Genomic DNA, 12,232 nt, shown 5'->3' with positions numbered 1-12,232 from the left:
AGTTCCCGTGGCCGCTCGGCCCCGCGGACGGCCGCTACGTCGTGCGCAGCTCAGCGCCCGGCGTCGACGCGCCTGCCGGCGCCCCGCACGACGCCACGGCGCCTGGCACGCCGAACGGCGTAGCCGGCGCCGCACCCTCCGGCTCCCCGCGAGGCGACGCCGCAGGCGCCGCGCCGACGCACGTGATCGTCGTCGCGACGCTCGGCGCTCCGCAGCGGCGCTGGCTGCGCGGGCGGCGCGGACGCGAGGCGGCGCCGGAGCCCTCCCCCGCGCCGGTCGCGACCGGCCGCGTCACGATCGTCGACGCGCAGCCGAGCGACGCCGCGACCGCCGAGCAGTGGCTCGCAGCCGCCGACGCGACCGCCGCCGAGCAGGGGCTGCGCGACCTCGCGCGGCTCGTGCGCGCGCATCGCGTCGCGAGCGCCGACCATGGCGTGCCGCTCCCGCAGCTCTCGCAGGCGCTCGTCGTCCGCGTCGGCTACGGCGACGGCGAAGAGGTCGCGTACGGCCGCTGGAGCGCGGCACGCGAGCTGCCGCCCGTCGCCGCCGGCGAACGCGAGCGGGCGCGCAGACGCAGCATCGCGCTGCGCCCGCAGGAACGGCTCGCCGCACTGCTCGGCGGCCGCTCGCGCGCACTCGCCTGCGAGGAGCTGACGCTGCGTGCCCGTCACGACCTCGACGACGGCCACCTGCGTGAGGCGGCGCTGCAGCTGCGCACCGCGCTGACCGCGGCCGTGGCGGAGCTGGCCGCCGGACCCGAGGCGCCCGCGCTCGCCGAGCGCGTCGAGGAGCTGCGAACGCTCAGCGACGAGGTCGGCGCGCTCGCAGACGACGCGCTCGGCGGCGTCCTGCCGCCCGCCGCGGCCGAAACGCTGGAGCGGATCCTGAGACGGCTCGAAGCCGCGTTGCGCGCCCGCACCGTCGCCGAAGACGCCTGACGCGCGTCTCGGGCACGCTCGCGGTGTCCTCGATCGCTCGTGTGCTGGCGGGTGGGCGGGACTCGTCCCTCTTCTGCGTCCTTGCGAGCAACGCCGATCCGCGCGTCAGGAACCTGCTGACAGCTCGGCCAGCAGCGCTTCCAACTCCGCGACTATGTCGCCGTCGAGCTTCACGACGGCATCGCGGTCGTAGCGGGTCGGGCCCTGCGTGAGGATCGCGATCTCGCCGCCGGCGCGCAGCGTCAGCGACGGCAGCTCGCCGACCGGGTAGACCTCCAGCGAGCTGCCGATGCAGAGCAGCAGGTCGGCCCGCAGCGCGAGCGTCTGCGCGCGCTCCAGCCCGGCCTGCGGCAGCAGCTCGCCGAACAGCACCACGTCCGGCTTCAGCGGCCGGCCGCAGTCGCAGCGCGGCACGCCCTGCGGGTCCTGCTCCAGCCGCGCCTGCACCTCGGCGAGCGGGTAGCGCGCGCCGCACGCCAGGCACGACGAGTGCGCGATCGAGCCGTGCAGCTCGATCAGGTCGGCGACGCCCGCGCGCTCGTGCAGCTGGTCGATGTTCTGCGTGATCACGGTCTCGACGATCCCGCGGCGCTCCAGCTCCGCGAGCACCTCGTGCGCGCGGTTGGGGCGCTTGTCGCGCAGCGACTGGAAGCGATGACCGTAGAACGCCCAGAAACGCGCGGCGTCGTTGCGCCACGCGTCGATGTGGGCGACCTCCATCGGGTCGACGTTCGCCCACAGCCCTGTCCGCGGGGTGCGGAAGTCGGGGATCCCGGACGGCACCGAGATCCCCGCGCCCGTCAGCGCGACGACCGATCTCGCCGCGCGCATGCGCTCCGCCAGCAGCGCGACCGCAGAGGCTGCCGCGCCGCTCACGTCACTTCCCCTGGAAGCGCGGTGTGCGCTTCTGCAGGAAGGCGCCGATGCCCTCCTTCGCGTCCTCGGAGCCGAAGACGATCGCGAAGCCCTTCTTCTCCTCGGCGACGCCCTCGTCGATGTCCGGCACCGCCGAGACCTGCTTGATCTGCTGGACCGCCAGCGGCGCCTGGCCGGCGAGCTTGCGCGCCCACGCGAGCGCGGTGTCGAACAGCTCGTGGTCGGGCACGAGCCGGTTGACGAGGCCGAACTCGTACGCCTCCTCAGCCGACATCGGCTCGCCGGTGAGGTTCATCTCGCGCGCCTTCGCCTCCCCCACCAGCCGCGGCAGCCGCTGCGTGCCGCCGAAGCCGGGGATGATGCCGAGGTTGATCTCGGGCTGGCCGAACGACGCCGAGGCGGCCGCGATGCGGATGTCGGTCGCCATCGCCAGCTCGCAACCGCCGCCGAACGCGAGCGCGTTGACGGCCGCGATCGTCACGGTCGAGCTGCGCTCCCAGCTGCGCAGCAGCTCGTGCGCCTCGTCGAGCAGTGCGCGGCCGCCGGCCTCGTCCATCGCCGCGAACGCCTTGATGTCGGCGCCGGCGCAGAACAGCGCCGGGTTCGCCGAGGCGAACACGAGCACGCGCACGGCGGGATCGTCCTCGACCCGCTCCCACACGCTTCGGAGTGCGGCGATCGTCGTCGGCGAGAGCGAGTTGGCCGGCGGGTTGTCGAGCCACGCGATCGCGATCGCGTCGCGCGTCTCCAGCTTCACCGGTCCCTCGTCCCAGCCCGCGTCCGGCCGCGGGTAGGGGAAGAAGCCCTGGCCGGCGGCGGCGCCGAGCCGCCCCTGCGCGACGAGCCGGCGCAGGATCGCCGGCGGCGCGAAGTGCTCGCCCCACGCCTCGGCGGCCTGCTCCAGCCGCGCGAGGAGGGTGTCGAGCCCTTCCTGGTCGGCCCGCGCGAACGGCGGCGGGATCAGGCCGGCGCCGGCCATCATGCCGAGGTCGATGTCCTTCGTCGAGGCGATCCCCTCCTCGAGCACCAGGCACGCCTCGACGAACGCCTTCAGCTGGAAGCGGTCGACGACCTCGGAGACGTTCACGTCACTTGCCGTGCTCATAGAAGCCCTTTCCCGTCTTCGCGCCCAGCTCGCCGCGCTCGATCCGCTCCAACATGCCCTGGTGGAGCGGGAAGCGGTCCCCGAAGCTCTCGTGCAGGTATCTCCCGACGTGGCCGACGGTGTCGAGCCCGAGCAGGTCGACGAGGAAGAACGGGCCCATCGGGGTCGCCTTCGCGTCGGTCATCGCTCTGTCGATCGCCTCGAACGACGCGCCGCTCTCCTCCTGGAAGCGGAAGACCTCGCCGAACGACGAGTTGAGGATGCGGTTGACGACGAAGCCCGGCGCCTCGTCGCAGCGGATCGCCAGCTTGCGGATCGTCTGCGCGAAGCTCATCGCCGCCTGCGTCGTCTCGGGCGAGGTCTCCAGCCCCTCGATCACCTCGATCAGCCGCATCATCGACGCCGGGTAGAAGTAGTGGAAGCCGACGACGCGGTCGGGCCGGCTCGTCGCCTCCGCGATCTCCGTGATCGACAGCGCCGACGTGTTCGAGGCGAGGATCGCGTGCCCGGGCGTCACGTCGTCGAGCTCGGCGAAGACCGCCTGCTTGACCTCCATCCGCTCCGGCACCGCCTCGATCACGAAGTCGACGTCGCCGAAGCCGCTGTAGTCGGTCGTGCCGGTGATCAGCGCGACCCGCCGCTCCAGCTCGTCCGCCGTCATCTTGCCCGCGTCGACCCGCCCCTGCCAGATCGAGCGCGCCTTCTCGAGACCTTGGTCGACGTATCTCTGGTCGACGTCCTTCAACACGACGGGGATGTCGGCCGAGGCGATCGTGAACGCGATCTCCCCTCCCATCGTGCCGGCCCCGACGACTGCGGCCTTGAACACGAACATTGCTTGCCTTCCGGTTGCTTGCGGCCGATTCTAGGGCCGCACGGCGGCTCAGCCCCCCAGCTCAGCGCCGAGGCGCTGCAGCGTCCGCCGCAGCGAGTCGCGCAGCGCACGGCGGACGAACAGCGGGTCGGCGAGCAGCATGAACGGGCCGCGCCCCGCGAGCGCGTACTCCAGCTCCAGCTCGACGTCGACGTGGCCCGTCAGCGCCGCCGACGCGGAGGACGCGAACGCGAGCCGCTGCATGCCGCTGAGCTGCGAATCCTCGACGTCGGTGACCAGCTCGGCGCCCGGCTCGTGGCGCAGCACCTTCTCGACGACGCGCCCACGCCCACCCGGGACCGACTCCCACACCAGCCGCGCCCCGACCGCCGGCCAGGCGGGGTCCAGCTCGACGACGCGCTCGAAGCCGTCGACGAACGCCGGCCAGCTCTCCGGCTCCGCCCAGCGCCGCTCGACCTCGGCGGCGGTGCCGCGCAGCTCAGCCGCGGCGCGTGCGACGCCCATCTCAGCCCCTCTGCATGGTCGATCGGCGCATCGGGCAATGATGTTCGCAGAGCAACCGACGTGGAGGATCAGCTTCGAATGCGAACACGACTGTGGGCCGCCGCCCTCGCGAGCCTCGCGCTTGCCGCGGCGGGGGCGAGCGGCGCGCAGGCCGCGAGTCCGACGGTCCTGACCCGCCCGGCCGGCTCGGTCGCCGTCGCGGCCGCGACGCTGAGAGGGACGGTCAACGCACACGGGACGCCGACGTCGTACGCGTTCGAGTGGGGCACGACGGCGGGCTACGGCCAGCAGACGCCGAACCGCTCCGCCGGCAGAGGCACCGGCGGGAACGACGTCTCGTTCCGCCTCACCGGCCTCACGCCCGGAACGACGTACCACTACCGCGTCGTCGCGACCAACGCCGACGGGACAGCTGTCGGCGCCGACCGCTCGTTCACGACCGATCTGCCGCCGGCCGTGCCGCCGACGATCCTCGCGACGGCGCCGTTCTCGCCGTACGCCAACAGCGTCACGCTGACGGCGGTCGTCAATCCCGGCGGCGCGGCGGCGACGTACAAGTTCCAGTTCGGCACGACGACGACGTACGGCGTCGAGACGGCGTCCGCCTCGATCCCGGCCGGCGCCCAGCCGGTCGCGGTCAGAATCCCGTTGAACGGGCTGCAGGAGCGGACGACGTACCACTTCCGCACGGTCGCCTCCAACCGCAAGGGGACCGTCGTCGGGCCGGATGCGACGTTCACGACCGGCCCCTTCCCGCCGGCGCAGGTCACGGTCGCGACGCGGCCGCGGCTGCCGAGAGTGCAGCGCCGCTCGCATCCGTGGTTCGTCACGACGGGCGCGCTGCGGCTGCCGCCCGGCGTCGGCGTCGGCGACGGCTGCAACGGGATCGTCGGCGTGCGCTTCACCTCCGGCGGCCGGACGGTCGCGAGCCGCCGCGTGAGACTGGCGGCCGGCCACTGCAGCTACCGCCTGCGCGTGCGCGCGCTGCCGCCGCGCGGCAAGGACCGGCTGCGCGTGCACGTGCGCTTCTACGGCAACGCGATCCTCTCCCCGCAGGACGCACGTACGTTCCTCGTAGGCGTGCGTTGAGGACTGCCGGTTTGGCCACCGTGACGGTGGCCAAACCGACGCTCCTCGGTCGGCCGAACTACGCCGTCGCGGCCGCGGGCGTCTCCGCGCGGCGCGGGAGCAGCGTCTCGCGGGCGATCACGAGGCGCTGGATCTGCGCCGTGCCCTCGTACAGCTGCATGATCTTGGCGTCGCGCATCAGCTTCTCGACGGGATACTCCTTGATGAAGCCGTAGCCGCCGTAGACCTGCACGGCGTCGGTCGCGACTCTCATCGCGGTGTCGGCGGCGAAGCGCTTCGCGTGCGAGGAGACGAGCGTGTTGCGCTCGCCGTTGTCGAGCTGGAAGGCGGCCTTCCAGGTCAGCAGGCGGCTCGCCTCGATCTCGGTCGCCATGTCGGCGATCATGAACTGGATCGCCTGGTGCATCGCGATCGGCACGCCGAACTGGACGCGCTCCTTCGAGTAGTCGACGGCGAACTCCATCGCGGCGCGGGCGATGCCGGTCGCCATCGCGGCGACGCCGGGACGCGTGCGGTCGAGCGTCATCATCGCGAGCTTGAAGCCCTTGTTCTCCTCGCCGATCAGGTGGTCGGCGGGGATCTCGACCTCGGGGAAGGTGATGGTCGCGGTGTTCGACGCCCGCTGGCCCATCTTGTCTTCCTTCTTGTCGACCACGACGCCCGCGTCACGCGGGACGATGAAGGCCGAGATGCCGCGGTGGCCGGCGTCCTTGTCCGTCTTCGCGTAGACGGTGTAGAAGTTCGCGTGGCTGCCGTTGGTGATGAAGCACTTGGAGCCGTTGATGACCCACTTGTCGCCCTTCTTCACCGCGGTCGTCTTCATGCCGGAGACGTCGGATCCGGCGTCCGGCTCGGTCAGGCAGAACGAGGCGAGCAGCGGCGCCTCGGTGAGGCGGCCGAGGTACTCCTTCTTCAGCTCGTGCGAGCCGCCGAGGATCAGCGGCGCCGTCGCGAGGCCGTTGCAGCCGACGGACGTCTGGATGCCGGAGCAGCCCCAGGCCAGCTCCTCCTCGATCACACAACCGTCGAGGTAGCCGAGACCCACGCCCCCGTACTCCTCGGGGATGTGGTTGTTCATCAGCTGCAGCTCCCAGGCCTTCTTGATGATGTCCTCGGGCCAGGTGCTGTCCCTGTCGTACTCCCAGGCGACGGGGCGCATCTCGTTTCTGGCGAAGTCGTGCGCCATCTCGCGCAGGTTCTTCTGCTCGTCGGTGAGCGTGAAATCGACCACGGTGATTGCTCCTTGAAGCGGTGCGGGTTCCGGTGACGCTGCTGGGACGTCTTCGGGACAGCAGATTGACTGGTCAGTCAACGATGGCCGCTAGGGTACCGGACTGCCGGTCACCCGTGCGTCAGGACGATGACCACGACGGCGATCCCGCCGATCACCGCGAGCGCGGTGAAGAGCGCCAGACCCCACTGCTCCGGCCACAGCACGGGACGGTTCGGCGCGAAGCTCCGGCGACGCAGTCGACGCCACATCGCGGACACGCTAGACCGCCGCGCCCGGGCACGCGACACTTGTGCGGATGAACACGTTCGGAATCGTCGTCTTCGCCGTCGTCGCGGCCGCGCTCGTGGTCGGCGTCGTCTCGCTCGTCGGACGCGAGCGCGCGTACGAGCAGATCGGACGCGGCCGCTTCGCGCTCGACAGAGAGGGCGCGCCGCCGCGCCAACCGCGCGAGCCGTCGATCGAGGACGAGGTGCGGATGCTCGTCGCGACGCGCAACGCGCGCCGGCTGCGCAACGGCGAGCCGGCGCTCGACGTCGAGGCCGAGGTCGCGCGGGAGCTGCGCGAGCTGTCCGGCGGCGACGCCGACCGCCCGGGGCACGGGGTAGTCTGAGCCCATGGCCGAACACCGCCGTTTCGAGCTGGACGAGCTGCTCGTCCGACCGGGTACGTACTTCAACCCGCAGACCGAAGTCCTCGTCGTCGTCGACGACTCGCCTGAGATGGATCAAGCCGTCTTCAACATGGAGGACGTCGAGGGCGCCGACTGGGTGCTCGTCTCCGACGAGTCGCCGATCGACGAGGCGGAGCGCGACGAGATGCTCGAGCGCTTCCAGGTCACGTACCACTCCGGTGCCGCGAACTCGATCACCGACGACGGCGACGACGTGGTCGACGAGCTGGAGGAAGACGACAGCCAGGAAGTCGGCCGCGAGGACTGAGCGGCGCGCGCACGCGCGCCGTCATGCGAACGCGAACGCCACCGCGACGACGACGTAGACGGCGAGCAGCTGCACGCCCTCGAACCACGTCGACTCGCCCTCCGCGGTCACGTGGTTGGCGATCAGCACCGCCAGCAGGAACGCGCCCAGCTCGAAGCCGTTGAAGACGAGCGGCATCGGGCCGGGGCCGAGCACGAACGACACGAGCACCAGCACGGGCGCGACGAACAGCGCGATCTGGGCGCTGGAGCCGATCGCGATGTTGACCGCGAGGTCCATCTTGTTCTTGTGCGCGACGAGCACCGCGACCCAGTGCTCGGCGGCGTTGCCGACCGTCGCCACGACGATCGCGCCGACGAAGAACTCGGTCAGGCCGATCGAGTCGGCCGCCTCGGAGATCGAGCCGACGAGGATCTCCGACATCAGCGCGACCGCGACGCCGGCGAGCGCGAGCGCGCCGACCGATCTGCGCACGCTCCACGGAGCGTGCTCGTCGGCCTCGTCGATCTCGTGCGGCGGGTTGAAGAGGTCGCGGTGCGTCTTGAGCGAGAAGACGAGACCGGCGCCGTAGGAGGCGATCAGCACGAGCGCGACGATCAGCGACAGCTTCTCGACGTCGCTGTCGTACGCGACCCGCTCGGCGCCGGGGCTCGGCAGGCCGGAGCCGTTGATGCCCTCGAAGATCGCCGGCATCACCAGCGCGACGGCGGCCAGCAGCAGCATCGACGACTGCGCGCTCGCGGCCGTGTGGTTGAACGTCTGGCGCTCACGGCCGAGCCCGCCGACGAACATCGACGCGCCGAGCACGAGCAGGATGTTGCCGATCACCGAGCCCGTCAGCGACGCCTTGACGACCTCGTGCAGTCCCTTCTGGAGCGCGAACAGCGCGATGATCAACTCCGGCGCGTTGCCGAACGTGACGTTCAGCAGGCCGCCGATTCCGGGCCCCGAGCGCGCCGCCAGCTCCTCGGTCGCGCGCCCCATCAGCGCCGCCGTCGGGATCACGCCGAGCGCCGAGGTGAAGAAGATCACGACCGGCGAGACGCCGGCCAGGTCGAGCACGACCGCGAGCGGGATGAACGGCACCAGCAGATACGGCCAGCCGTCGCCTGACAACAGGAAACGTCCCGGCTCGAACTGCTGCGGCGCGCGGCTCGACACGGGGCGACGATACCCCGCGTCGTGCCGCGTCAAGCCGCGTCAGCCGCGTGCGCGAAGCGCTACTGCGTCAGCAGGTCGGCGCACTTCTGCGCCTTGGAGACGTCGGAGCCCGCCTCCGTGATGCATCTCTGGTACTCGTCGAGGCCCTCGGCGCCGCCGGAACCCGAGCCCGAGCCCGAGCCGCCGAGGCCGCTGCTGCCGAGCAGGCTGCCGAGGCCGGCGAGCAGCTCGTCGATCGGTCTCACGTTCGCCGGCGGCTCTATCGTCTGCGCCTCGTTGAGGTCGCTCAGCTCGAGCACGAAACCGAGGTCGCCGCCTCTGTCGCTCGCTCTCGCGGGCTCGATCCCGAGGTTGACTTCGAGCTTGCGCAGCGTCTTGTCGTCGCTGCCGGTCCAGACGTCGACTCTCGGGTCCTTGACCGTTCTCTCGATCTCCGCGCGCGTGTCGGCGGGGATCGACGTCGGCAGCTGGCCGGCGGTCGCGTCGGAGAGGCCCTGTCTGTCGAACTCGGCCAGCACTCTGTCGATCGAGTCGAGCAGCGCGGAGACGTTCACGTCACCGCTGATGTGTTCGGTCTCCGCGCCGCCGACCTGCTCCTGCCCGACGACCTCCGGGTTGTCGATCCACGACTGCGGGTCGAGATCGGGTATCGAGAATCTTCTGCCGCCGTTCTGCTCTCTGGCGGTGTCGAGGAACTGGGCCGGAATCTCGTACGCGCTGCCCTCCAGCTCGACGAACAGTCTGTCGCTCGTCGAGACGAGGCCGGCGCTGAAGCTGCCCTGCGCGCCAAGTCTCGCGTCGAGCGCGATGTCGAACTTCGGGTAGGCGTCGCCGCCCTGGTTCTCGAACGGGCCGGCGAGCCCGACGGAGATCTGCTCGCCGCCGGTCTCGGCGAGTCTCACGCTGAGCGCGACTCTGCCGCTTCTGACGTCCTTCGTGCCGCTGAACGTCTCTCTCAGGAGCGTGCGCGCATCGGCCGTGTCACCGCTTCCGCCGCCTCCACCGTTGTCATCGCTGCCGCATGCGGCGAGCGTCAAACCTGCGATTGCGACGAGCAGGAGCGCGACTACGGCGCGTGCTCGGTGTTCGAGGGCACGATGGATCACGTGCAATCTCCTTCTCACTGGTGGCGGCGGGCCGGGGCGAGCGTAACACTGCGCCGCGTGCCTCCCCTGCGCTTGCTGTGTACCTGCATCGTCGCATGCGCACTGGTTTCAGGTTCCGCTACCGCCGTCGCTGCACCGGTTCTGGTGATGAACAGTGACGGAACTGTCACCGAACGGAACGACCCGGCGCTGCCGCCGGCGGGCAGCCCGCTCGCCGACCTCCCCGCGCCGATGCGCGCGCAGGCCGCGATCGCGAGCGCCTCGGCGCGCCGAGGCGCGGCGAAGCCCTCTCCGCGCGCCCGGCGCGCCGCCGCGAAGACCGTCCGCGGCGAGCTGAGCGGGCTCGCCAGGCGCGGCGAGATCAGCGCGGAGGATCGCGACAGATACCGCGCCGTCTACGACGACGCGCTGCGCACGCGCAGAAGGCTGAGCGGCAGCCGCGGCGCCGCGCTCCAGGGCGTGATCAACAACACCAACCACATGGCGCAGCGCGGCGATCTCACCGCGACGCGCCTGCCCGCCGTCTTCCTCACCCTCCAGCGCAACCGCGAGTGGTGGACGACCGGCCGGCTGCTGAGCTACGGCGAGCGCGTCGAGTTCACCGACAGCGAGCTGGTCTGGCAGTACTACCCGGGCGAGGGGATCCAGGTCCAGGTGCTCGGCACGTTCGGCAAGCTCAACGGCCTCTGGATGGCGAAGGACGATCGCAAGCTGCGCAACCTCGCCGACGAGATGACGTCCTACGCCTCCACCCGCGGCGGCGCGCTCGCGTGGGAGTACTACTTCTACTTCGGCGGCGGCAAGCCGCCCTGGGCGAGCGCGATGGCGCAGGCGACGGGGATCCAGTCGCTCGCGCGCGCATCCCAGCAGCTGAAGGCGCCGGAGTACCTCGAGACGGCCCGCAAGGGCGTCAAGCTCTTCCAGGTCGAGGCGCCGGTCGGCGTGCGCACCAAGACGAAGGCGGGCGTCCGCTTCCTGCTGTACTCGTTCGCGCCCGGTCAGCAGGTCCTCAACGGCTTCGTGCAGACGCTCGTCGGGCTCAACGACTACGCCGTGATCGCGAGAGACGCGCAGGCGCGCAAGCTGTTCGCAGCCGGCGAGCGGCAGGCGCGGCTCGACCTCGCGGCGAGCGACACCGGCGCGTGGTCGCTCTACCAGGTCGGCGGCTCGGAGGCCGACATCGGCTACCAGACGCTCGTCAACGAGTTCATCGGAAACCTCTGCGACCGCAGCGACATCGGGTTCTGGTGCGACGCCGGCAAGCGCTTCGCCGGCTACATGAAGCAGCCGCCGGAGCTGGAGGCGATCACCACCCGCGTGCGCGCCGGCAGCACCGCGCTCGTCCGCTTCGAGGTCTCGAAGATCTCGAAGGTCGGGATGACGATCCGCCGCAACGGCACGACGTCGTTCAGCACCAGCGCGACCGTCTCGCGCGGGCCGCACGGCTACTCGTGGAAGGTGCCGTCGGCGCCCGGCAGCTACGAGCTGACGCTGACGGGCACCGACCTCGCCGGCAACACGGGCCGTGCGACGGCGACGATCACGGTGCTCGGCAAGGCGCGCGTGTAGCGAAGCCTGCGCGCGCGTAGAATCGGCCGCGTGGCCGACGACGCGCGGAAGAGCGATGGACGCGGCGCGGTGCTGTCGAGAGTCGGACGCGCCTGGCGGGCGTTGGCGCCGGAGGCGCGGCTCGCCGCGGCCGCCGCGCTGCTGCTGTTCGCGACGATGTTCCTGCCGTGGTACCAGCAGAACGTCGTCGTCGCGGGCGACAGAAGCAGTGGCCTGCAGAGCCAGAACCTCAGCGCCTTCGGCGTCTTCTCGTTCGTCGAGGCGGCCGTCCTGCTCGTCGCGATCGCCGTGCTGGTACTGCTGTACGCGCGCACGGAGGGGCGTTCCTTCCACCTTCCCGGCGGCGACGGCCTGATCGTCACGATCGCCGGTGGCTGGGTCGTGCTGCTGCTCGTATGGCGGCTGTTCGACAAGCCCGAGCTGCAGGGTGCGGGCGCCGGCAACATGGGCATCCAGTGGGGGATCTTCTTCGCGCTCGGCGCCGCCGGGCTGCTCGCGTGGGCCGGCGTGCGGATGCGCGCCGCCCACCGCCCCGAGCCGGGACCGGAGCTGCGGGACGACGAGCCGGCGCCACCGCCGCGCCAGCGCCGGCGCCGTCCCGCGCCGCCGGGCACCGAGATGACGCGCCCGCTGCCACCCGAGACCGAGGTCGCCCCGCCCCCACCGCCGCCGCCGGCTGACCCGCCGACGCGCCGCTTGCCGGATCCGCCGACCGAGCGCCTTCAAGATCCGCCGACCGAGCGCCTGCAGGACCCGCCGACGCGCCGTCTGCCGGACCCGCCGACCGAGCGGATCCCCGAGCGCGACCGCAGCCGCGAGCGCGAACGCGACCGCCCCGAGCCGCAGACCGAGCGGCTCTGGGACGACCGCTGACGCC

14 protein-coding genes are annotated in these 12,232 nt (G+C 71.5%); 6 read left to right on the top strand and 8 right to left on the bottom strand.

Features of this window, described 5'->3' with window-relative positions; genetic code table 11:
- Positions 1–41: 41 nt before the first annotated feature.
- The gene (locus CWOE_RS08300) at positions 42–938 is read left to right on the top strand and encodes a hypothetical protein (protein ID WP_041730273.1); all 897 of its coding nucleotides are present in this window, start codon (positions 42–44) and stop codon (positions 936–938) included.
- A gap of 105 nt (positions 939–1,043) precedes the next feature.
- On the opposite strand, the gene CWOE_RS08295 is transcribed toward CWOE_RS08300, so the two are convergent.
- The 4 genes from CWOE_RS08295 to CWOE_RS08280 are packed head-to-tail and all read right to left on the bottom strand — an operon-like array spanning position 1,044 to position 4,258.
- Entirely contained in the window at positions 1,044–1,814 is a 771-nt protein-coding gene (locus tag CWOE_RS08295) for an SIR2 family NAD-dependent protein deacylase (RefSeq protein WP_012933142.1), read from the bottom strand.
- Position 1,815: 1 nt separating this feature from the next.
- Complete coding sequence (locus tag CWOE_RS08290) at positions 1,816–2,919, bottom strand: enoyl-CoA hydratase-related protein (protein ID WP_012933141.1); 1,104 nt, start codon at positions 2,917–2,919, stop codon at positions 1,816–1,818.
- Entirely contained in the window at positions 2,903–3,748 is an 846-nt protein-coding gene (locus CWOE_RS08285; protein WP_160165486.1) for a 3-hydroxyacyl-CoA dehydrogenase family protein, read from the bottom strand. Before CWOE_RS08285 ends, CWOE_RS08290 begins: the two co-directional genes overlap by 17 nt.
- A 54-nt stretch (positions 3,749–3,802) precedes the next feature.
- On the bottom strand, positions 3,803–4,258 hold the full coding sequence (locus CWOE_RS08280; protein WP_012933139.1) for an SRPBCC family protein: 456 nt from the start codon (positions 4,256–4,258) through the stop codon (positions 3,803–3,805).
- Between the two features lie 78 nt (positions 4,259–4,336).
- On the opposite strand from CWOE_RS08280, the gene CWOE_RS08275 reads away from it, so the two are divergent.
- The gene (locus CWOE_RS08275) at positions 4,337–5,347 is read left to right on the top strand and encodes a fibronectin type III domain-containing protein (protein ID WP_012933138.1); all 1,011 of its coding nucleotides are present in this window, start codon (positions 4,337–4,339) and stop codon (positions 5,345–5,347) included.
- A 58-nt stretch (positions 5,348–5,405) separates the two neighbouring features.
- Here CWOE_RS08275 and CWOE_RS08270 read toward each other — a convergent pair whose 3' ends face one another.
- The gene (locus CWOE_RS08270; RefSeq protein ID WP_012933137.1) at positions 5,406–6,578 is read right to left on the bottom strand and encodes an acyl-CoA dehydrogenase family protein; all 1,173 of its coding nucleotides are present in this window, start codon (positions 6,576–6,578) and stop codon (positions 5,406–5,408) included.
- 110 nt (positions 6,579–6,688) lie between these two features.
- Entirely contained in the window at positions 6,689–6,829 is a 141-nt protein-coding gene (locus tag CWOE_RS33360) for a hypothetical protein (protein ID WP_012933136.1), read from the bottom strand.
- A gap of 47 nt (positions 6,830–6,876) precedes the next feature.
- On the opposite strand from CWOE_RS33360, the gene CWOE_RS08265 reads away from it, so the two are divergent.
- Positions 6,877–7,191: a hypothetical protein gene (locus tag CWOE_RS08265; RefSeq protein WP_012933135.1), complete on the top strand. Its 315-nt coding sequence runs from the start codon at positions 6,877–6,879 to the stop codon at positions 7,189–7,191.
- A gap of 4 nt (positions 7,192–7,195) precedes the next feature.
- Positions 7,196–7,519, top strand: a complete 324-nt coding sequence (locus CWOE_RS08260) for a hypothetical protein (protein ID WP_012933134.1) — start codon at positions 7,196–7,198, stop codon at positions 7,517–7,519.
- 21 nt (positions 7,520–7,540) lie between these two features.
- Here the strand turns inward: CWOE_RS08260 and cax are convergent, their stop codons facing one another.
- Both cax and CWOE_RS08250 read right to left on the bottom strand, forming a co-directional pair.
- A complete protein-coding gene (gene cax, locus CWOE_RS08255; RefSeq protein ID WP_012933133.1) occupies positions 7,541–8,680 on the bottom strand; it encodes a calcium/proton exchanger in 1,140 nt (379 codons plus the stop codon).
- Between the two features lie 59 nt (positions 8,681–8,739).
- Positions 8,740–9,786, bottom strand: a complete 1,047-nt coding sequence (locus tag CWOE_RS08250; RefSeq protein ID WP_012933132.1) for a hypothetical protein — start codon at positions 9,784–9,786, stop codon at positions 8,740–8,742.
- Positions 9,787–9,933: 147 nt separating this feature from the next.
- Here CWOE_RS08250 and CWOE_RS08245 point away from each other — a divergent pair, with 147 nt between their 5' ends.
- Positions 9,934–11,355 (top strand): D-glucuronyl C5-epimerase family protein, encoded by a 1,422-nt coding sequence (locus CWOE_RS08245; protein ID WP_012933131.1) that lies wholly within the window; start codon positions 9,934–9,936, stop codon positions 11,353–11,355.
- Positions 11,356–11,385: 30 nt separating this feature from the next.
- Positions 11,386–12,228 carry a hypothetical protein gene (locus CWOE_RS08240; protein ID WP_041730268.1) on the top strand — a complete coding sequence of 281 codons (843 nt, stop codon included), beginning with the start codon at positions 11,386–11,388 and terminating at the stop codon, positions 12,226–12,228.
- Positions 12,229–12,232: the final 4 nt, after the last annotated feature.

The organism is Conexibacter woesei DSM 14684 (genome assembly GCF_000025265.1).
Lineage (GTDB): Bacteria > Actinomycetota > Thermoleophilia > Solirubrobacterales > Solirubrobacteraceae > Conexibacter > Conexibacter woesei.
This window is presented reverse-complemented; position numbering and strand designations above follow the sequence as displayed.